The following is a 19817-nucleotide window of genomic DNA, read 5'->3' as shown; positions in this document are numbered from 1 at the left end:
TGGGCTTCAGGCAAACAGAAACTCTTCCGGCCCCATGGCATAGGCAATTTCACCTGTCGGTGAGCCTGGATCATACTTGGGTACGCCCACCAGGGAGACCGAATACAGGCCGTCATCGGTATTGAGCATCAGCGTCTCATCCGGACGCATGCTGATATCTTCATAATCGATCGGCTGACCGTCCGGGCCGTTCAGACCGGTGACGTCGATGCGGTCAATGCCCAGCTCGAAATTGGTAATGGTGCTGTACTGCCACGCGCCATCACTGCCAAAAACGAAACTGTCGGCCGCATTATCCGTGCCGCTGACCGTGCCATCGACGATAACCTCTTCGTAAGGGCCGGTCGGCGCTGGTGCACGATGCGGTATCTGGTCACGATGATCGGTAAACGCATTGATGCCACCGGCCACATCGGCAAGCAGCAGGGCAAAATCGTTTTCATCCAGCCCTGCCGGCCCGCTGTCGCGGTACAGCCAGGTCTGGCCGTCATAGATGACCGGCATGACGGCGTCATCGCTGTCCTGTTCGCCGGCCATGGTCAGGGCTTCCTGCAGGGAAGCCGCATCATCGGCCACGAGGGCATAATCGAAATCCAGCGTGCCAAAGGACTCCATCACCTCGTTATCGACAAGCAGGGTATCCTTCGCGACATCAAAGCCTGAAATGGTATCGATGCCATCGCCGGCCGTGCCATAGCGGGACGCATCGCCGGCCACGTGGATCACATCCACCCCGTTGCCCTCCCCCCCCAGCATCACGGTTTCCTGCACCGCGCCTGATGCGGTGTAATCGAGCCCGCCGGACAGCCCGGTAGCATCAACCTGGGTAACCGCGGTAGTGCCATCGGCACCGTTGGCCCATTCAACGCGGCCGTTGCCTGTAAGGTCGAGCGACTCAAGTGCCGCGCCCTGCACGTTCAGATCAAGCGTATCGCCGGAATTTACCCGGTCTTCGGCAAACTGCGCCGCAAGCGAAAGCGTCGTCACATCATCGGCTAGTGCAAAGGTGGCCTCCCCGCCCTCCGTAAACGTATAGGAGTGGGTGTTATTGGTGTATGCCATGGTGTCAGTCCCCTGGATTTTCCTGTCAGATACGGTGCATGACAACCCTGTGCTGCCCTTCCCGCCTGCCCAGGGTAATCGGGTTATAACCTACATTAGCTTAACAAAAATTAATATAGTTAAATCCGATTAACTCCGGGCGTATGTCATTCAAAATCAGCACGCCTTTTTTCGAATGCGCGGGCCTGCTACCGGTACTTGTACGCACTCGAGCACGCGCCAGGGACAGCACGACATTCAACACGGCAAAAGGCAGAATCATGGACCACATCGACTGGGCAGAGGTCGGCGCATTGCTCGACCAGCTCTACAGCGCCGCGGATGGCCTGGAAGCCCTGTTTCCGGGGCGAAAATTCACCCTCGATGGCCACCTGGTCGGAAGCGTTGGCGAAGTAGTCGCGGCGTACATGTTTAACTTGACGCTGAACCCGGCCTCCACGCTCGGCCATGACGCCATTGCCCCGGACGGACGCCAGGTCGAGATTAAATTGACGCAGGGCAAGACGGTTGCGCTTCGCCACCCGCCCGAGCACCTGCTGGTGCTCGCACGCCCCAGGAGCGGCGCGATTTCCGTGATCTACAACGGCCCCGGGCAGATCGCCTGGGACGCGGCAGGGAAGAAGCAAAGTAACGGCCAGCGCCCCATTGGACTAGGGAAGTTGAAGGCACTGGATGCAGGGCTGGAAGAAGAGGAAAGATTGGTGCTGGTGAGAGAGGCGCCGGTTTGAACTCAGCTCAGGCGTACGACGATATGCATTAGCTTCTATTCTGCTCCGCCTTCAACGCGGCCTGCACCGAAGGCCGCTCGCTGATCCTTGCCATATAGGCCGATAATGCTGGCCACTCATCAAGCTCTATATCAAAGAACCGACACCAGCCAAGTACAGTAAACAGATAGGCATCTGCGATACTGAAATGCGCCCCCATCAAATACTGGTTTTGGGTTCGCAGCTCATGTTCCAAAACATCAAACCGCGTGCTTACTTTATCGAGGAAGATCGCTCGAGCCTCAGCAGGAAGCACCGAATTAAACAGTGGTGCAAGCCCGGCATGAAGTTCGCTATTGATAAAAGCCAGCCACTCATGAAGTCTGATATTTTCCCATTTATCCTTTGGGATCAGGCCTGTTTCCGGTTTCAAACCCGCGAGATAGTTAAGAATTACAGGACCTTCAGTAATGATTCGGCCATCCTCGGTTTCCAGTGCGGCCACGTACCCCTTGGGGTTAATAGTCCAAAAATCCTGCCCATGCTCCGTACGCTTTGTTCGATTATTCACTCGAACCAATTCGAACGGCAGCGATAACTCTCGCAGCACGATATGCGGCGATAGTGAGCAGGTGTGGGGCGCGTAATAGAGTTTCATGAAGGCGGGTCCTGATCTAAAACATGGCTTGATGCAAAGCACCTTGAAGACGCCAGTATGTTATTGGCCCAGCCCCACCGTATAATTACTATCCGAGACACAAACCATTAGCTGAGCTACTACCTTGCTGAATCTAACGCACTGGCGCCTTGTGGTTTCGATCAGCGACATGGGCACCATTTCTCACGCATCCGATATCATCGGCATGACGCAATCCGGCGCCAGCCAGGCACTTGCTCAGCTGGAACACATGCTCGGCGCGGCGCTTTTTTCACGCTCGCAACGACGGATGATCCCTACGGCGTTCGGCGAGTCCGTTATCGAGCATGCGCGCGCCATGCTAAACCACCATGCCCACATTCGAAGTCTGGCCAACGAACAGCAAGGACTCGGCCCTGCTCGCCTTACGCTCGGTAGCTTTCCGTCCGTCATTTCCCGTATTTTACCCAAGCTTCTAAGCAGCTTTAGGCAGCGATACCCCGACATAGAGGTCGTGGCGCTAGAGGGAACTGACAAGGAAATCGAGGAGTGGCTTGGAAACCAACATATTGATGTTGGCGTGGTATTGAATCCTGCCGCAGAACGCGACGCCGTAATCCTTGGGTGCGATACCTGGGTTGCCTTACTGCCCGTATCTCATGCTCTCGCCCGCAGAACGGACGGCACAGGCATAGGCTTTTCTGAGCTCGCGCATCACCCCTTCATTCTCGCAACGGGCGGCTGCCATGTGCACGCACAAAGCCTGGCTCAAACACTCGGACTGGAACTCACCGATATCCGAGTGACGGTGCAAAGCTGGGAAAGTGCCTGCGCACTCGTACGTGAGGGAATAGGCATTGCCGTGGTGCCGGAGTCAACGCTTCCCGAGTGCAAACGAGGCCTTCGAGCCCTACCGCTTGAGCCACCAATAAAGCGCAGCTTCGGGCTGGTTAAAGCCCCCGCTGCGGCTTACTCAAAGGCTGCTGATGTGTTCTTTCAGTATTTATCTGCAATGACACAGGCATAAAAATAATTTTACCAAAAATTTAATAAATTACTCAAAAAATAATTTTAATAAAATATATAAAAATATCAGCTACCATACGCCCTCCAGCATTCTCATAGAAGTCGATTGACCCTTTTTTTATATTCATAACCTTTCTATTATTTTTTTAGCATTTTCGATTTTTTTATCATTTGCCATTTCACCCAACACATTATCATTAAAATGTAACAATTCATCCTTGTAAGGCAATGTTTGCTCGTAAAGTTGAAAGTAACCTTTACCTACGGCACCTCGAAACTGAACTAACTCAGGTGAATTATCACCATTTGCTAAAATATGATCGGTTGTTATACCAGGGTATGGATCTATAAAAACTATTTTAGAAACTCCTAACTGATATGCTTTTTTTGCACACAGCTCACAAGGACTAGCTGTTGTATACAGAAATCCACCCTCTACTCCAGCTCCTCCATATTTTGAAATTTGCAAAAACGCGTTTTCTTCTGCGTGCAATGATCTTGTATGCACTTGATTTCCTTTACCATCTAAAACATTTTTTATATCTTTAAAGCAATAAGACGGGTTGCGACCTTTCATCAACTCTTTTTTGTTTTTATACTTATCATCTATTACCTTTACAACATCCCTAAACTCTTTATTATTTCTTTCAAACTCACTATATTCTATCTTATCAAAGCCATTAATCGCTTTCTCCGTAGATCTTAAAGCACATGGAACTTGACCATGAGGTACATCATTCCATCCAACAGCCTTAACAGATTTATTTTTATCAGTTACAACCGCGCCTACTTGTCTTGAAATACACCCAGAGTTAGTCTTTGCTGTATATGCAATTTGCATTATTCTCTCCATTGACGAGGGAGAGACTAAACCAGGATGCATCATCAATGATAAATACCAAGCCAACTGAGATTTCAGAATATTATTATTTCCAATTTCATTTCTGGGGTTAAACAAATGAATATCAGATATCTCTATACACTTTTTAACATTCTGACCAACAAACTCATTCTTATCACCTGATCCAGATTCTATTTTATCCATTTCTTTAATTTGCTCACCAGTAAACTTTCTTACATTACCTAAATATTTTTCTCTATCCGAATTGGGAGCATTTACAGAAACCAAATAAAAGGCAGAGTATCTATCTTTAAAAAATCTAGCCTCAAAGGGATTTCTAATTGCATCAATAACTATAAAAGCCTTTTCGTAAGTACTTCTTATTATTTTAATAACAGCATTAACAGCTTTAGGCAGCTCAAAAACCTTATTCGGATCGAATTTAACAGTCTCGTAATTACAATCTACAGATCCAGTTTTTCTTATCGAGTTTCCCGCAGCTTGATATACATTAACGTACAACCCTCGTTCAAGACCATCCAAACAAGACTTAAGCTTATCGGTTATTTTTTTAATAGAGCGAAGCTCTTTAAGAAGTTTATTTTTACGCCGACCAAGGTCATCTCTACCGTTAGATGAATCTTGTCTAGATAAATCCTGCTCACCTCTTGCTATAACAGCATGTTTTATACTATCCAACTGAATAAAAAGCCTAGCAGCATCGTCGTGAAAATTCTTCAAAGCCGTTTTAACTTTACTTTTACTCACAGCGCTAGACTTATTTACCACAAAATCCTCAAGCTTCGACCTACTTATGTTGAGCAGATATATAGTTATTAGATCACTCATTTTTATGTAGAAAAAAGGAGTCCAATTCGATGATATAAAACTATTTAAAATAGAATACCTTTTAACATCCAACCCCTTATAAAATAACTCTCCTTGATAATTCAAGTAACTAATATCTGGAAACTCAGGAGACTTACTGGTCAATATGGATGCAGCAGTACTACTGCCCTGATCCAGTTCGACCAGTTAATCCAACAACCAAGAACTTGCTTTTCTCTAGAAAAAGACTTGATAGTGCGGAACTACTCATAGTGTGCTATCTCCAAGAATTTTGGCACCATTCAACTATAATTAAAAAAAGCCAATTTTGAGAGCAAGTCTGTTAATTAGCCTCAATTCATCTTTTGAAACTGAAAATAAAAAACCCGCCGAAAGGCGGGTTTTTTATTGAAGCCAGCATGCAGAAACCATCATTTCCACTCGATCGTTGCGGGCGGCTTGCTGCTCACGTAATGGGCCATTCGCGGCGGCGCCACTGATCTCGTTGATAACGTGACCAGCAGCTCGTACGGCAGGTGCGCCCAGCAAGCGGTCATGACGTCGATGGTCTTGGCCACGCGAATGGCGATGCCCCACTCATAGCGACGGCCGTCGCCAACTACGCCGACGGCTCAGCTTGAACCAGGTGCTTCCGCCACCACGTGCGTCATGGCCATCACCGTTTGCGACACATCCACCCCATCAGCTTCCCGAGCACGTGCATGGGCCGGATGGGAAATGTTTAATACCAGAGAAGTGGCCAGCATGGGGGTTAGCCATGCCCATGTGCTTCCAGCCCGCAGGACAACTTCCACAAATCACCCGTTTAAAAGCCAATATTCTTATAACTATCAAGGCTGAGCATGAAAGTAGAAGAGATTTATCGACGGGACCTGAACCTGTTGGTCGCATTGCAGGTTCTGGTGGAGGAGCGCAGTGTCAGTCGGGCTGCCGCTCGGTTGAACCTGAGCCAGTCCGCCATGAGCCGGATTCTGGGGCGATTACGCTGCCTGCTGTCGGACCCGCTGTTTACACGCCAGGGGCAGTATCTGGTTCCCACCGAGAAGGCCTTGTTAATGAATATGGCGCTGGACGAGCCTCTTGGGTCGCTCAGGCAGCTGTTGTCTCCCATCGAGTTTGACCCCGGGTCCTGTGATCAGAATTTCACGATTGTCACGACGGATTATGCAATGCAAACCATCCTGCCCTTTGCCTTGCCCCGTATATATCAGGAGGCGCCCAACGTCGCGCTGGAGTTTCTACCCTTGCAGGATGAGCATTTAAAAGAGCAACTGACCTATGGCCGGGCTGATCTGGCCATTTGCCGCCCGATTCATTCCATTGAACCATTGCAATACGAGACCCTGGGCCGTGTTGGCGTGTCGTGTCTGGTATCCAGACAACACCCGTTGGCGGACAAGGACATGTGTCTGGACGATTATCTGAATTTCCCGCATGCCATGATCGCCATCAGTGATGGGGTTAAATCCCTCATCGAACAGGCGCTGGAAGACAGGCCCAGACGGCGCATGGTGCTGCGGGCCTATCATCTGGAAGCGGCACTGGCGATTGTTGATACGATGCCACTGATCATCACGGTGCCTGCGGATCTGGCCTATCTGGTGTCAGAGCGTCATGACCTGGTGGCGAAACCCCTGCCCTTTCATTTCACACCGTTTGATTATTCCATGATCTGGCACCCTCGCTGTGAACACTCGCCTTCACAGGAGTGGTTGAGAAATATCGTCAAGGAAGAGTGTGGCAGGCTCATCGCCAGCCGTGTCGTGGAAATGGGGCTGGATGCAGACGCTGATAGCATGGTGCTGCCTGATCCCTTGCCCACCGGTATGAAACCGTAACCTTCGTTCTGGCTATCCTGCTGATTCAAAGGCCCTTTTTTAAAGGGCCAGGGGCCCGCCGCAAGGCCGATGTGGTGTATGTACAATCTGCATGGATCACTTCACTTTTTATCATTTGAGTCACTCCCCGATACTCTTTACGCTTCGCGTGAAGCTCGTCGTTAAGCGCATATACGCACCTTTTTCAGCGCACTTCCCGCCCGGGTTGCTGACGTTGTTATCCATTTTGCGGCTGTTATTGGTTTTTCCATGATTTACCAGGGTCAACGGAAAAAGTGGCAGCGCACGCCATTAAAAGTGGTGAACAAAAACAATAGGCGTAAACGAAAGGCACTCCCATCACTGAACATATAACAAGAGCAACTTATGACTATTTTCCGGTTTCCACTCCTGGTCTGGCTCGGTATAGGGATTCTGATTACCAGCTTGGGGATCAGACAGTCCTTTGGCATTTTCATGACGCCCATTTCCGACTACTTCCATACGGGGCGTGAGTTCTTCAGCTTTGCCATCGCATTGCAGAACCTGTTGTTCGGGGCATTCCAGCCGTTTGTCGGCATGGCCGCTGACCGCTGGGGGCCAAAGCGCATCATCGTTGCAGGCGCCATCGCGTACGCCCTGGGTCTGTACCTGACCTCCATTACTACCGAACCCACCATGATGTTCCTGTCACTGGGTGTGCTTGTCGGCTTTGGGTTGAGTGCCACCAGCTACGTGATCGTTCTGGGTGCCGTTGCGAAAGTGGTGCCTGCACAACACGCGGCCAAGGCCTTTGGCCTGACCACGGCAGCAGGCTCCTTTGGCATGTTTGCAATGATTCCGGGGGCACAGACGCTGCTGAGTATTTCCGACTGGCAGGGTGCCATGCAGATATTTGCTGTCATGTGCAGTTTCATGGTGCTGTTTGCATTTTTCATCAAGACGGCAAAACAGGACACACACAGCGCACATCCCCTACAGGAAGACCTGCAGACCCTGAAAGGCGCCCTGAAGGAAGCCTTCTCACACAGGGGCTACTGGTTGATTCATATCGGCTTCTTTGTGTGTGGTTTTCATGTGATGTTCATCGCCACTCACCTTCCCAGTTATCTGGCGGACAAGCACATCTCGGCCTCAACGGCGGCCATGGCGCTGGCCTACGTAGGCATATTCAACATCGGTGGCTCGTACTTCTGGGGCGCCATGGCAGACCGCTATAGCAAACGTTATGTGATGTCTGCGCTGTACCTGGTGCGTACGGCCGTGATCAGTGCGTTTGTGGTGCTGCCCACCACCGACATGACGGCGGTCATCTTTGGCGCGGCCATCGGGTTCTGCTGGCTGGGCACCGTGCCCATTACATCCGGGCTGGTTCGTCAGATCTTTGGCGCTCGTTATCTGTCGACACTCTACGGGCTGGTGTTTTTCTCTCACCAGCTGGGCAGCTTTCTGGGCGCATGGGCCGGTGGCTTCATCTACGACTACTACGGGTCCTATGATCCGATCTGGTGGTCAGCGATCACGCTGGCGTTCATTTCGGCATTGATTCATCTTCCGATCAATGACAGGCCGGTGCCCCGCCTGAGCATGGCAACCGCGTAACGTCTCGGGGCGCCTGGCACAGGATGTCAGGCGCCTGCTTTCCTTATGCCTATCCGTCACCCTCACCAAGCTGGCGCAGATACGGCCCACTCACCTCACCTCACCTCACCTCACCTCTTGCGCATTGCCCCACTTATCCGGCGCCAGCATGTCTCGCCCGACACGCATGCCTCTCTCGGTTACACTAGCGTGGCCGCCTGGAGTGTGAGGTTTTCTCACCACGTTTCACCCAGCCCCTTTCCAACCTGTGATGCATGACATGTCCATTTCCAAACGCGCTTCAAGGCTGAGCCTGCCTCAGATCAATCCCGGTGTGTCGACGGTGCTTGAGTATCTGCTGCTCAGGTTTCCAGCCATCGGTGAGGCGACATGGCGAGAGCGCATGGCCACCGGCAAGGTACATCGCGATGACGGCGTCTTGATTACACCGACATCGCCCTTCAAGCCACAACTTCGCGTGTTCTATTACCGCGAAGTGGCCAGCGAGCCGAGCATTCCCTTCGCAGAGCAGATTGTCTATCGCGATGAGCACATTCTGGTGGCCTACAAACCGCACTTTCTGCCCGTCATGCCCGGCGGGCGCTACGTAACCGAGTGCCTGCAACAGCGTCTGCGCAACAGTACGGGAATCGAGGCGCTTCAGGCAGTGCATCGTCTGGATCGAGTGACGGCAGGGCTGGTGCTTTGTTCGCTGAATCCCGAGACCCGCGGGCAGTATCACCAGCTCTTCAAGTCACGACGTATTCACAAGACCTATCAGGCCATCGCCGAGGTAGAAGGCCATGAGTCATGGGTGGGTCGAGAGTGGGACGTAAAAAATCGCATCGAGAAAAACGAGCAGCGCTTTCGCATGCGGGTCAGTGAAGGTGACGCCAACAGCCACTCGGTGATTCGCTGCGTGCAGCAAACCGACACGCAGGCACTGTTCGAACTACATCCCGTCAGCGGGCGCCGTCACCAGTTGCGCGTGCACATGCAGTCACTCGGCTGGCCGATCCTGAATGACCGCTACTATCCGGTACTGCAGCCGCTCTCGCCGGACGACTACACGCGCCCCTTGCAGTTGCTCTCCAAGGGCCTGGAGTTCATTGACCCCGTGACAAGTGAACCCAGGCGCATTGAATACGATGGCAACCTGGCGCTTGAATAGCACGGCGCCATCACGCTCCTGTCCCTTGCTCCACGAAGTGCATCCCGAGCCGGGCTACCATGCTCATCCCGGCGATTGCATGACGAGCTGAACGGCGCCGGACTGCTCGCACCACGGTAACTTGCCGCTGGTAGCTACCACTTACACGAAAAAGCCCTTCCGACCTGATGGCCAGAAAGGCTTTTTTGCACACAGCGCTCAGTTCATGTCATTGAAGTGCAACCGGGCGGCGTCACCTCAGCGAGAAGGGATCATCAGACGATCACTCCCACTCTAATATAAATAGGAACAATATATTCATACAATTCAGTAACTTATAAATAACCAATCTAGCAATACCATAAACTATACCACACGAAGAATTTTTGCTACTTTTTTGCAGCTCTGCGCTTCCGCAGCTCAGTCCGAGCCCAGGCAGATGCCTCTGCCATGTCACTGCGCAGCTCTTGCCGCTCCTCAGGGGTCAACCAACGCACTACGGATTCGCCCCCTTCAGCCTGCTCCAGAGACCAACGCATACTCTCTGCCTTGACCTCTGCAGCCGATGCCTGTGACGCTCGGCACTCTTGCTCGCTCATACCGCCTCTCAAACTTATACTAAGAATCAGTTGCTCAGTGTATATTTTTTAGCAAAATAAAAAAATTCTGTAGCTTTATGATAACTGGTAAATTGTCAATATTAAATGACAAAAGGAGCTCTTCATGGTCATGACAATAGATGAGATTAACGATTTAAGTGAAGAGGCTGATTTACATATACTAAACAGAGACTATGAAGCTCTGGAAAGTCTTATTGAGAGATTGACACCAAAAGATTTTGATTTTGAACACCCTCTTTATGAGGCTCATTACCTTTACACAATAGCAAACTGCTATTCCGTACTTTACGAGGCTCGGAGGGTTGAATGGCACTCAGACGACCTAATGAAAGCCATAATCTATTACAGACAATCTCTTCACAGAATACCAAAACCTGACTGGAATGAAATACCTGAAAATATTCAGGCATTTAATAACCTTAAGTCGATGGTTCTAACTAACTTGGCTAACCACCTTTCTTCTCAAGGAAGGGTTTTATGTTGCATACCTTTTTATGATGAAGCCATAGCTATAAATAGAAAAATAGAAGCGATTGCATCAAAGGCTAGAAACCAGCTCTTTCTTGGCGAATCTCTATATGACAACGGGCACAAAGAGTATCACTATTTTATCGCCTACAGGCTTACCAAAGAGGCCGCAGATAATATCGAAGAACTATATCCTGAACACAGAGTCGATTTGGAGGGGGATGGGTATTTAATTAGATTCAAGGAATGGTTCGAGGAGAACTTTGAGGAATCTTCCTTCGATTACTTTTCAGAAGAGTATAACAGCTCAAAAACGAGAAAGGAAAAACAATATCTACAATGGTGCGCAAAGAACAAACTATTTATTAACGACCTAAATGATGTCTGCGATTTTGAAATATCCCATCAGGATGTTCTTGCTCTTCCTTCTTTCTCTCAATCCATAAACTCAACACTCACCATGCAAGAAGAGCTAGCGTATCATGGCAACTTCGATGAAATAAAAAATGACTACTGCTACGCACGCTACTTGTTTTTTACTGCCCACAGCATACCTGATGAAGAACAACACTTCTACAACTCAACATATCGACATGTTGACGACATGTCTCACTCGATAAACAACCTAAAAATCAGTCATTACAAAACATCATTCCGGATACTTTATTCATTATTCGACAAAATCGCTTATTTACTAAGTCGCTTTTTTGATCTTAACGATATCAAAGATGACAACATGATAAGCATTGACAATCTATTTCGAGACTTCAAGTCAAGCAACTGGAGAAAAAATTGGAAGCCAAATAAAAAGCTAGGGACTAGCGACAATCATTTTATTCATGCTTTATTTTACATATTAAAAGATATTCGCGACGTTAAAAACACTTCATCTGTTTCAAAGTGGATAGACCCAGACGCTAAGGCATTTTCTGAAATTAGGAATGCCATGGAGCATAGATCACTTAAAATAGTAGATGATTTCGGTTATGATATTACGACCTCACATAACAGTTATCATGATATTGAATTAGAAAAACTTAATCTAGAGATTAAAAAAATAAGGGAGAAGTTACAATCCCCCTTGCCCCCTGAAGAATCCAAAGCAATAGAATCCGACCTAAAAAAGCTCGAATCGGATCTTTATGAAAAGAAAAAATTAAGCTCACATTCTCTATTAATACCTATAAGTCAATTTGAGTCCCGGCTAATGACGCTAATAAAACTGGCAAGAAACTCAATTATTTATCTATCGCTATCCATCCACTTCGAAGAAAAAAAGCGCCCTAATGATAAGATATACTTGCCAATGGGCGTCCCATTAAAAGATTAAATCAAAGATAAGGCGGGCTGCACCGCCTTATCTTAGTATTGAGTCCGTTCTCAGCTTCATAATTCAGACCTAGGCATAACAACCTTGGTCATAACCTTTCCCATTTCCTCCTGCGTCGCCTCGATCTTACTGAGAACAGCAAGGATTGTTGACTGGCCAAACTGGGCAGTTCGCACGTCATCGGTCAGCCATAGCTTCAATAGGCCACCCAAACGGCCAAGATCGCCGTTGATTCGAGCCAACTCCCGTACCTGCTCACAATCGACTACACCCTTGATCTTGTAGCCCTGGCCAACCTCGCGCAGATAACGCGCAGCGCTCATGCCTGCTCGCTTTGCTTGCGCCTCGATATGCTCCTTTTCCTCAGGTAAGCAGTACACCTTGATAGGCGTACTGCTCTTCCTCGTTATTCGTTTTGCCTTATCGTTCATCATCTTTTGCCTTACCTCCTTGTTACCTGGCGGATAGTGTCCAACGCCTCCTGGAAGTCCTCCGGTGTCGCTCGACCAGTTTCAGCCTGGTAGTACAGGATCGTGAACATATTGGCGACGGCTTCCGCAACGGGCGAAATCTGCCGGGCGGTTTCCTGGTCGATGAACTCCAGGGCAGCCAACTTGGTCGCGGCCTGATGAATTACGTTCTGAACTTCGATATTATGTGTGGTTGTCATGTGTCACCTCTCTGTCAGGTGGTATGTGGAAATGCGGGCCGGTGCACCATCACCGGCCCGTGTGCTTTCTAACTACTTGCGTCGGCCAAACGGCCAGCGTCTCATTTTGTCGATTTGATCGACCGATCTCGTCATGTCCTTGTAAGCACGCCCGGCCAACCTGTTTTGGAATACCTCCATTTTGTCGGCAATGGCTTTCATCTTCGGGCCGTGTCCGGTGTTGTGCAGCCACTGCCCCCAAAAATAGAAGGCCAGCATCACAATGAACATCACTGCGAAGAAACCAAATACCTCCGCAAGGTTTTGGGGTGGAAAGTTAAACTCCATAATCAGTAATCCTTATCTAGTTAGGCCATGCGGCCTTTTTTAACAAAGCTGGCAATCTCGCTATTTCGCTCCTGCTGACGTTCCTGGGCATACGAAACGTAATCCTCAACGTCGAAGGTGTGCTTTTCCGGGTCGCGCTCTTGCCATTCTGCGTGTGCTTGGCGGGCTTCTTCTTGGTCCTCACTGGATAGGCCATCAAAGCCGCCGGTTTGATTCATCCAGCCAGTGCCGCCACCGCCTAAGCTATCGTTGTCAAATGCAGGGGAAGCGTCGTCAGTCGCCCTCCTTGTCGTCGTCATCCCCGTTATCTTTCGTACTGTTTCGGATCGAGCTGGCTAGACGACCTCCAGCAGTTCGGCCAATCCGATCCCCGGCCATATCACCCATACCCCTCATCAAATTTGCACCGGTATCCGCTGCAATACGACCAGCTTTTACAGCGCTGCCTTTAAAGCCGCCGCCAGAGGATTCGCCACCGCTAGAAGATTGGCCGGACGCTTGGGAAAATGAGCCAGCTTCATCAGAGTCGCCGCCACCGCTAAATGCTCCGCCCAGGCTCGACATAACGTCAGTATTGTTCGCTACGTTCTCACCTGCTTTTGCAAATGCAGCCTGAATAGCAGACGCACCGCCGGCGGTAGCCATTGCTGCACCGGCAGCCATACCGCCAGTGGCAACAGCCGCTCCGGCCATCGCTCCGGCACTGATACTGCCAGCACCTGCCGCCGCGCCGCCTCCAGGAACCAGGCTGGCGACCACATTGGGAACCGAGTGAATGAGCATCACAAGAACCAGTGAAACGACAAAGATCACCAGCAGTTCACGCATAGGGGCATCATTGGATAGATCGGCATAGAAACCGTCCATGATCGACATGGCAATGCCAATGAGCAACGTCATTGTCATCAACTTCAAAGCAACGCCCAATACGCTTTTGAAGTAGTTGATTGCTATATCTGAAGTCCAACGCGAACCACCAAACCCCAGCACGAAGACACCGGCATAGATCAATATCCAAGCCGTCACCAAGGCCAACAACACATTGGCCGCCACTACCCCCATACAGGCCAAAATTGCCAGCGTGATTAAGAAGATAGACAAGTTATCTATCGGGCTTGTGATGCTGTAGGACTCACCAGCTTTCACAATAATGTCGAACGCAATACTAATAGGCTCTGACGGGGTTAGATCTCTCGGAAGGCCACCGGCTTGAGCACCGATCATTCTCAACGAGTCGATGATTGACGTCGCAAAGTCTGGGCCGTTTCTGAGCAACCAGAGAAAGAAACCAAACGTCAGAATGAAGCGCACGAACTCGGCAAAGAACTCCCTTATATCCGCTTGTTTAAGGATTAAGGTCCCGCCAGTCCAAACAAGGGATATAGTGCCCAGCGTCCAGAACAGCCAGGCGGCATAGCTTGTAATTACCGTGCCCCAAGTAGCACTGGCCGTCATGAAACGCACGGCCACTTCATCCAAGACACCATTAGGCTCAATGGCCGCTGACGCAGTTTGCGAAGTCAGTAAAACTGCCAGGAGCATCACAAGTCGAATGAATATCTTGCTCATGGTTAGAACCCCTTGTTCTTGGAGCGATCAGTGGGTTCGCCCATATCCCAAAGACAGTTCCCTTCTTCCCTCTGCTCTTTCGTCAAGTTTGGGTTGTCACAGTTGATCGTTGCAGGCTTAGGCCCGTCATCTTCACCGCACCCCACCAGAACGAAAGAGGCCAACGCGCTAACGATAAAAACTCGGGTGATATTCTTCATGATTAGAACCCCCTGTTTTCTGAACGGTCGGTTGGCTCTCCCATATCGAACAACCTTTCACGGGACGCTTGATATTGAGCTTCGCGGTCAGCATCCGCCTGCATTCGAGTGCCAACGGCATTCTGCTGAGCAATCAGCAGGCTACGGATTTGCAGGAGCTGGTTAGCCTGGTTGCTGGCGAGCTGATTGGCGTAGCCAATAGCGGCCAGTTGGCCGTCTGCGCCCTGGGCGGCAGATTGCAGGCGGTTAAGCTGTCGGGCGTCGGCTTCAAGATTGTCTTGCTGCTGCTCCAGGCCCTTAAACAGCGCGTCGTTGGCCTTCTTCTGCGATTCAGACGCCAGGCGACGGTTCTCGGCCATCGCGGCTCGTTCGGCATCACTGCATCCCGCCGCCGAGAAACAAGGCGAGCTGCGGTAATAGGCCACGTCCTGGAACTTGCCCAGGTAAGCATCGAGGCTGCCAAGCTGGTTCTGGTAATAGGCGAGCGTGTTGGTCGCCTGGTTCAGATCGTTGATGGTGCGCTGCGCCTGGTCCCAAATATGGGCCGCCGGGGCCATCGTGTTTTGCAGTTGGTTTTCGTACTGCTGGAGTTGGGTTTGGTATTCCTGAATCTGCTTGGCCGTCTGCGCGACCGCTTCCAAAGCAGACATGATGTTTTGCGTCAGATTGGTGCCATCAACTACTGGAATACCGGCGTAGACGGGCTGCAAAGTGCAGGTCGTCATAACGACGGCCATAGCAATTTTAGCGGCTAAATTTTTTCTTTTAACTTTTTGCATACGTTGATCTCCATTACCAATGAATGCTTTATCGTGCCTTTCAATGCATAACGTATAAGCTCAATAATTGGACATAAAAGTTGACATGAAGAAATTTAAGCCAATAACTCCTACGGCGGCAGCCGGCAGCCTCGAAGAGCAAGATTCCCGTTGAGCACCTCCGGTGCGAATAAAGGGGAGTGAAATAGGAACCGCCGACTTGTCGGTGGGCCTACTTCACCTATCTTGCCCGCCTTTCAGCGTTGTTTACGCCAAGGAAAGTATTGCCGCGAAAATCTGTTTTTTAGTGCAAACTATATAAAATCGCTTGATCACCTTCTTGCGAGAACGGAAGCACGAAATAAACACGTAATATCAGTCAATTACTACGCTAACGCGGGGGTTTACACAGCAAACAAAAACAGGAATACACAGCTTTACCAATTCAGGAGGGATAGCGCCCCTCAAGTGTCAATGAAACGTACGAGTGATAGCAACTCATCGAATGTAGAGCGCTGTATTCCATGGGTTTTCAAACTCACTAGACACTCTCGCCGGCCTTTTCTTTGACAGTTTCAGATTGGTATCGGTTGGGTCATACGGTCAGGAAGGATCGCTATCAACACCCTGTGCGTGTCGAGCCGCTAGCGCCCAACTTCGGACAGCTTTTCGGGCACAGCGTCAAGGCGGATAGGAAATGTAGTGTTGTAGTATGTTGTATAGTGCTACTACATAATACAACCTAAAAACCGCACACATTTTCGGCCTACTACCGGCTTAAGTCGCTATTCATCTTGATGCATTGAATACGGCTTTCTGATCCGCCCAGAGAGGCGCTTCAGGCATCACCCTCCGGCCAACCCCTAGTCGACCTCTGAACGATGCTCCTGGGGCTTATAAGGCGGCTTTGGTCGTCCTTCGGACGGGTTGAACGCCAAGAAAAGGTGATAGCCCTTGGCGAGGAAGCAGAATCGGCCACCCTCTTGGCGTTAAAACATCGGCCAAAGGCCGATAGGTATTCAACCTCCAGCACCCAGCTGGAGGTTGCTGGATATCCTTAGATATCCTGAATATCCTGCCAAAACAGCAAAAAATCGGGCGGGTGTGAGTCACTATCGGGCGGATGTGAGTCGCCATCGGGCGGGTGGGGGACGCTATCGGGCGGGTGTGAGTCGCCTTATCCTATTCTCAGCATCTATCGTTATTCCAACTTCGTGCAATTTTTCCGCATCTTCCCTAAGCCTGGAACGCCCATTTCGCATCGTCTTACTATTGATGTTTTCACCACAGACTGCGCGAATGAGAGTATCAACATGCCACCCTCCGGCTGGATCATTCTTGTGGGTCAATATGTGTCGAGCGACCGCCTGACTAATCCCGTGCCGCAAGCGAGCAATGGGTGCGGGATCGTAGTACAGGCTAAGGTCATGCTCCAATAGCATGACCAAGGCGATACCAAGCCGAACTCTCCACAGATTTCGGTCTCCCCCCGTCAAGGGATCAGGGCGTGTCATAGGTGAAGGAATAACATGATCGATCAAGCCGCCGATTATCGGAAAATCGAACTGTGGTGTTTCAATGGTTACAGTTGCTGCTCGCAGCTCTGCCAGCAGCTTCTCAAGATGGGAGGAACTATACCTGCTATCAGACAAGGTTTTCCGCACTTTGGCAGGGTCTACCAAAAGCTCTACACCACCATCTGACACATCGCGTCGACGTTCGGCACAGTGCAAAATAGCCTCAACAACATCTGCGTGCCGCTGGCCAAGCCTTCCCTTAATGCGACAGCGGCCAAAGGATGTTTCCATCCAATCGGCCTCCATCAGACTTGGGCGCTGACTGGCCTGGTAAAGCATCACTCTTGCCTGTGCACTTGTACTAGTTGGAGTGACCTTGTTACCAGTTGTCATCAGTGCCTTCCATAGCAGCTTTAGATTTCTTGAACGGTAATACTCCTTTGGCCTTACGCTGCCTCTCCAGCACGGCAGGTTTCAGCACACCGCCTTCGTGACGTCTGAACCAACACTCTGAGAAAGGAGAGCCATAATTCGCCTTGCTCACGCCATAGCGGACGAAGTACCCACGCTGACTATCATCAACACCCCATTCCTCAGCCTCGGTTTGCGTCATGCCAGACAGATACGATTGCCAGCGAATGTTATCGACCAGAACAGACGACCCACGGCTGGCCTGTTGCTGGTCACCCGCACCAATCATGGCGGCGCTCTTACTGGCATGGTGCAAAAATACGATAGAGCACCCCGTATCGGCGGCAATGGCCTCCATACGTCCGATCACTTGCGCCATTGGGCCGCTGGCGTTTTCATCTTCAATATGAAAACGACGTAAGGTGTCCAGGATCATCAGGCGACGGCCTTCAGCCGCTCGCTTAAGGCCATCGAACCAATCGAGACACATGATGTTGGGGCACCTTCCTATCAGCGGCTCAATCAGCAAGCCTTTAGCAACGGCTTGCCGCTGCTCGGCAGTGAGATGTGCCCCAAGCGCATGTAATCGGTGATGGATAGCAGCAGGAGGATCTTCTGCGGGGAGATAGATAACTCGCCCAACAGTAAACTCTCCGACTTCCAGCAAGTCCGGGCCTCCAGCGATCTGCATGGCAAGCTGTAAAGCCAGCATGGATTTTCCGGCACCACCTGGTGAAACCAAGGCCCCCACCGTACCGGCAACCATGTTAGGTAAAACATAATCAAGAGGCGGCGGCGTTTCCGAAAAGGCCGCCATAAGATCAAGGGCCATACTGTTAGGCCTCTATGGTGTTGCCAGGTCGAGCTGCCTGGATTCCAGACGACTTGCGCTCTTCAATCCATTGCTCTACTTCCGACAAGTCCCACGCGACGTTTCTGCTGGTAAGTGCAATTCGGCGAGGGAACTCACCTCGCTTCTCCAAGTTGTAAATTGTCCGTGAGGAGAGAGGAATCATTTCTAAGAGCACTTTTCGATTGATCAGCGTCTTGTTTGCCATTGCTTGCATACTTGTGCCTCCACTTACTTATGAAAGCTCTATGGTGCCCAGCAATGCCACTTGATTAAGCCTATAAATTGGCTAAAATGGTTGACATGAAAAATGAATCGAGCATCGTTATCTGGGAAGGTTGTGCCCCAGTCGTCACAGAAGCTATCCAGCGGTTTGAAGAACGCTGGCACCCTTACTCTGCGTCCTCAAGACGCTACCCGATCGTGCGCTTGATAGAGGAAGTCATCGATCCTGCCCTGGCAACCTACATGGATACACTTCCAGGAAGCTACGCTGGCCATGTTCCTGGAGCCGGTACTGGAGTAGGATTCAGCGCGATCATTCGAATGGTAGGACTTGAGGCCATGGTGCGAATGCAACGCCAATTACTACGTCAATTCATTAAGACAGTAGAACAGAAGAGTCCGACGGACGAGCGCTTCATAGCGACTCTCGAATCCTTGAACGGGCTGGTTTGGGATTGTGCATGTAAACGTCCCAAAAGGTCATCCTCTACAAAGGGAGTCAACCTAAACGCACAACGTAAACACGATTTTTGCGAACTATGCGGAAACAAGACGGAGTTCGCAGCCTTTATGACGACAGTGACAGGTCAGCGTATCAATGACGTTGAGTTAGAGGATCGTAAGAAACTTGAGCTCAGTCACCAGTACTGCGAAGAACATAGACCCAAGTTGGCAAATGGTGACTGGAACCCTACTTATAGACAGGCAAAACGCTCTCTAGCGCAATTTAATATCGAACTCACACGACTGATCCATCAGTGTGCGAACCGGTCCAAGCCTCACGCCATGTCAGGCGATGACTTGATTGACAGCTACTTCTTCCAATTAATGTTGCGTCTAACTCTGCAACCAGCAGACAAATCCGAATTACGCAATATCGCCCGCAGAATGGTGAATTCTAAGCTATCGGACACCAAGAAAAAAATGCTGGTACTCAAACGGTCAGGGTTCAGCCAGACTGAAATTGGAAAACGAATACTGAACGCCAAGCAACAGCCCATGACGCGCCAAGCTGTGTCTAAAGCGTTAGCATCAGTTCGAACAGAATTCCTGCTCTGATATGCAATCTCTCTGAGCTTATCTGTATTATTTACAACTCTATCTGACATTTTTCATTATAGAGTTTAACCAAATCTTACAGCTTGCTCTGCACCAGGAGCTGACATACCATAAGCTCGATATAGATGGAGAGATTTCCCACA

General features: G+C 50.1%; 20 protein-coding genes and 1 pseudogene. 8 read left to right on the top strand and 13 right to left on the bottom strand.

The window, feature by feature from the left end:
* Nucleotides 1–6: 6 nt before the first annotated feature.
* Complete coding sequence (locus NAT21_RS04140; RefSeq protein WP_250935936.1) at nucleotides 7–1062, bottom strand: hypothetical protein; 1056 nt, start codon at nucleotides 1060–1062, stop codon at nucleotides 7–9.
* 260 nt (nucleotides 1063–1322) lie between these two features.
* On the opposite strand from NAT21_RS04140, the gene NAT21_RS04135 reads away from it, so the two are divergent.
* Nucleotides 1323–1790, top strand: a complete 468-nt coding sequence (locus NAT21_RS04135) for a DUF6998 domain-containing protein (protein WP_250935934.1) — start codon at nucleotides 1323–1325, stop codon at nucleotides 1788–1790.
* 28 nt (nucleotides 1791–1818) lie between these two features.
* On the opposite strand, the gene gstA is transcribed toward NAT21_RS04135, so the two are convergent.
* Complete coding sequence (gene gstA / locus NAT21_RS04130; protein ID WP_250935932.1) at nucleotides 1819–2427, bottom strand: glutathione transferase GstA; 609 nt, start codon at nucleotides 2425–2427, stop codon at nucleotides 1819–1821.
* Between the two features lie 124 nt (nucleotides 2428–2551).
* On the opposite strand from gstA, the gene NAT21_RS04125 reads away from it, so the two are divergent.
* Nucleotides 2552–3433: a LysR family transcriptional regulator gene (locus NAT21_RS04125; protein WP_250935930.1), complete on the top strand. Its 882-nt coding sequence runs from the start codon at nucleotides 2552–2554 to the stop codon at nucleotides 3431–3433.
* A 123-nt stretch (nucleotides 3434–3556) separates the two neighbouring features.
* Here the strand turns inward: NAT21_RS04125 and NAT21_RS15575 are convergent, their stop codons facing one another.
* The 3 genes and pseudogenes from NAT21_RS15575 to NAT21_RS15490 all read right to left on the bottom strand — a co-directional run bounded on the left by NAT21_RS15575 (nucleotide 3557) and on the right by NAT21_RS15490 (nucleotide 5868).
* The gene (locus NAT21_RS15575; RefSeq protein ID WP_250935928.1) at nucleotides 3557–5062 is read right to left on the bottom strand and encodes a deoxycytidylate deaminase; all 1506 of its coding nucleotides are present in this window, start codon (nucleotides 5060–5062) and stop codon (nucleotides 3557–3559) included.
* 470 nt (nucleotides 5063–5532) lie between these two features.
* Nucleotides 5533–5733: pseudogene (locus NAT21_RS04115) on the bottom strand (GMP synthase (glutamine-hydrolyzing)); the annotation flags it as partial.
* Nucleotides 5734–5868, bottom strand: coding sequence for a hypothetical protein (locus tag NAT21_RS15490; RefSeq protein WP_284732656.1), 135 nt, complete (start codon nucleotides 5866–5868; stop codon nucleotides 5734–5736).
* Nucleotides 5869–5964: 96 nt separating this feature from the next.
* Here NAT21_RS15490 and NAT21_RS04110 point away from each other — a divergent pair, with 96 nt between their 5' ends.
* The 4 genes from NAT21_RS04110 (at nucleotide 5965) to NAT21_RS04095 (ending at nucleotide 12088) form a co-directional block, all read left to right on the top strand.
* Nucleotides 5965–6960 (top strand): LysR family transcriptional regulator, encoded by a 996-nt coding sequence (locus tag NAT21_RS04110; protein WP_250935926.1) that lies wholly within the window; start codon nucleotides 5965–5967, stop codon nucleotides 6958–6960.
* A 366-nt stretch (nucleotides 6961–7326) separates the two neighbouring features.
* Nucleotides 7327–8541, top strand: a complete 1215-nt coding sequence (locus NAT21_RS04105) for an MFS transporter (protein WP_265895230.1) — start codon at nucleotides 7327–7329, stop codon at nucleotides 8539–8541.
* 259 nt (nucleotides 8542–8800) lie between these two features.
* Entirely contained in the window at nucleotides 8801–9691 is an 891-nt protein-coding gene (locus NAT21_RS04100) for a pseudouridine synthase (protein WP_250935922.1), read from the top strand.
* A 702-nt stretch (nucleotides 9692–10393) separates the two neighbouring features.
* Complete coding sequence (locus NAT21_RS04095; protein WP_250935920.1) at nucleotides 10394–12088, top strand: LA2681 family HEPN domain-containing protein; 1695 nt, start codon at nucleotides 10394–10396, stop codon at nucleotides 12086–12088.
* 56 nt (nucleotides 12089–12144) lie between these two features.
* Here the strand turns inward: NAT21_RS04095 and traJ are convergent, their stop codons facing one another.
* The 6 genes from traJ to trbJ form a co-directional block, all read right to left on the bottom strand.
* A complete protein-coding gene (traJ, locus tag NAT21_RS04090) occupies nucleotides 12145–12522 on the bottom strand; it encodes a conjugal transfer transcriptional regulator TraJ (protein ID WP_250935919.1) in 378 nt (125 codons plus the stop codon).
* A gap of 8 nt (nucleotides 12523–12530) precedes the next feature.
* Nucleotides 12531–12758, bottom strand: coding sequence for a type I toxin-antitoxin system ptaRNA1 family toxin (locus NAT21_RS04085; RefSeq protein WP_250935918.1), 228 nt, complete (start codon nucleotides 12756–12758; stop codon nucleotides 12531–12533).
* Nucleotides 12759–12830: 72 nt separating this feature from the next.
* The gene (locus NAT21_RS04080; protein WP_250935917.1) at nucleotides 12831–13085 is read right to left on the bottom strand and encodes a hypothetical protein; all 255 of its coding nucleotides are present in this window, start codon (nucleotides 13083–13085) and stop codon (nucleotides 12831–12833) included.
* 20 nt (nucleotides 13086–13105) lie between these two features.
* Entirely contained in the window at nucleotides 13106–13384 is a 279-nt protein-coding gene (locus NAT21_RS04075; protein ID WP_082671296.1) for a conjugal transfer protein TrbL, read from the bottom strand.
* Nucleotides 13359–14654, bottom strand: coding sequence for a P-type conjugative transfer protein TrbL (gene trbL / locus NAT21_RS04070; protein ID WP_250935916.1), 1296 nt, complete (start codon nucleotides 14652–14654; stop codon nucleotides 13359–13361). The genes NAT21_RS04075 and trbL overlap by 26 nt, the downstream gene beginning before the upstream one ends.
* Before the next feature lie 202 nt (nucleotides 14655–14856).
* Nucleotides 14857–15633, bottom strand: a complete 777-nt coding sequence (gene trbJ, locus NAT21_RS04065; RefSeq protein WP_284732655.1) for a P-type conjugative transfer protein TrbJ — start codon at nucleotides 15631–15633, stop codon at nucleotides 14857–14859.
* Nucleotides 15634–17141: 1508 nt separating this feature from the next.
* On the opposite strand from trbJ, the gene NAT21_RS15625 reads away from it, so the two are divergent.
* A complete protein-coding gene (locus NAT21_RS15625; RefSeq protein WP_250935915.1) occupies nucleotides 17142–17315 on the top strand; it encodes a hypothetical protein in 174 nt (57 codons plus the stop codon).
* A 193-nt stretch (nucleotides 17316–17508) separates the two neighbouring features.
* On the opposite strand, the gene NAT21_RS04055 is transcribed toward NAT21_RS15625, so the two are convergent.
* Nucleotides 17509–18372 (bottom strand): helicase RepA family protein, encoded by an 864-nt coding sequence (locus NAT21_RS04055; protein WP_250935914.1) that lies wholly within the window; start codon nucleotides 18370–18372, stop codon nucleotides 17509–17511.
* A gap of 4 nt (nucleotides 18373–18376) precedes the next feature.
* A complete protein-coding gene (locus NAT21_RS04050; RefSeq protein WP_434084396.1) occupies nucleotides 18377–18556 on the bottom strand; it encodes a helix-turn-helix transcriptional regulator in 180 nt (59 codons plus the stop codon).
* 137 nt (nucleotides 18557–18693) lie between these two features.
* Here NAT21_RS04050 and NAT21_RS04045 point away from each other — a divergent pair, with 137 nt between their 5' ends.
* Entirely contained in the window at nucleotides 18694–19674 is a 981-nt protein-coding gene (locus NAT21_RS04045; protein WP_250935913.1) for a LuxR family transcriptional regulator, read from the top strand.
* Nucleotides 19675–19817: the final 143 nt, after the last annotated feature.

Source organism: Larsenimonas rhizosphaerae (assembly GCF_023700005.1).
Taxonomy (GTDB): Bacteria; Pseudomonadota; Gammaproteobacteria; order Pseudomonadales; family Halomonadaceae; genus Larsenimonas; species Larsenimonas rhizosphaerae.
This window is presented reverse-complemented; position numbering and strand designations above follow the sequence as displayed.

Bases quoted from the DNA above. Each gene is read 5' to 3' on its own strand.
- NAT21_RS04085 (WP_250935918.1), bottom strand. From the start codon at position 12,758: ATGACAACCACACATAATATCGAAGTTCAGAACGTAATTCATCAGGCC.
- NAT21_RS04140 (WP_250935936.1), bottom strand. From the start codon at position 1,062: ATGGCATACACCAATAACACCCACTCCTATACGTTTACGGAGGGCGGG.
- NAT21_RS15625 (WP_250935915.1), top strand. From the start codon at position 17,142: ATGATCGATCAAGCCGCCGATTATCGGAAAATCGAACTGTGGTGTTTC.
- NAT21_RS04100 (WP_250935922.1), top strand. From the start codon at position 8,801: ATGTCCATTTCCAAACGCGCTTCAAGGCTGAGCCTGCCTCAGATCAAT.
- NAT21_RS04075 (WP_082671296.1), bottom strand. From the start codon at position 13,384: ATGACGACGACAAGGAGGGCGACTGACGACGCTTCCCCTGCATTTGAC.
- NAT21_RS04045 (WP_250935913.1), top strand. From the start codon at position 18,694: ATGAAAAATGAATCGAGCATCGTTATCTGGGAAGGTTGTGCCCCAGTC.
- NAT21_RS04080 (WP_250935917.1), bottom strand. From the start codon at position 13,085: ATGGAGTTTAACTTTCCACCCCAAAACCTTGCGGAGGTATTTGGTTTC.
- NAT21_RS04050 (WP_434084396.1), bottom strand. From the start codon at position 18,556: ATGATTCCTCTCTCCTCACGGACAATTTACAACTTGGAGAAGCGAGGT.
- NAT21_RS04055 (WP_250935914.1), bottom strand. From the start codon at position 18,372: ATGGCCCTTGATCTTATGGCGGCCTTTTCGGAAACGCCGCCGCCTCTT.
- trbL (WP_250935916.1), bottom strand. From the start codon at position 14,654: ATGAGCAAGATATTCATTCGACTTGTGATGCTCCTGGCAGTTTTACTG.
- NAT21_RS04105 (WP_265895230.1), top strand. From the start codon at position 7,327: ATGACTATTTTCCGGTTTCCACTCCTGGTCTGGCTCGGTATAGGGATT.
- gstA (WP_250935932.1), bottom strand. From the start codon at position 2,427: ATGAAACTCTATTACGCGCCCCACACCTGCTCACTATCGCCGCATATC.
- NAT21_RS04110 (WP_250935926.1), top strand. From the start codon at position 5,965: ATGAAAGTAGAAGAGATTTATCGACGGGACCTGAACCTGTTGGTCGCA.
- NAT21_RS04135 (WP_250935934.1), top strand. From the start codon at position 1,323: ATGGACCACATCGACTGGGCAGAGGTCGGCGCATTGCTCGACCAGCTC.
- trbJ (WP_284732655.1), bottom strand. From the start codon at position 15,633: ATGCAAAAAGTTAAAAGAAAAAATTTAGCCGCTAAAATTGCTATGGCC.
- traJ (WP_250935919.1), bottom strand. From the start codon at position 12,522: ATGATGAACGATAAGGCAAAACGAATAACGAGGAAGAGCAGTACGCCT.
- NAT21_RS04095 (WP_250935920.1), top strand. From the start codon at position 10,394: ATGGTCATGACAATAGATGAGATTAACGATTTAAGTGAAGAGGCTGAT.
- NAT21_RS15490 (WP_284732656.1), bottom strand. From the start codon at position 5,868: ATGCTGGCCACTTCTCTGGTATTAAACATTTCCCATCCGGCCCATGCA.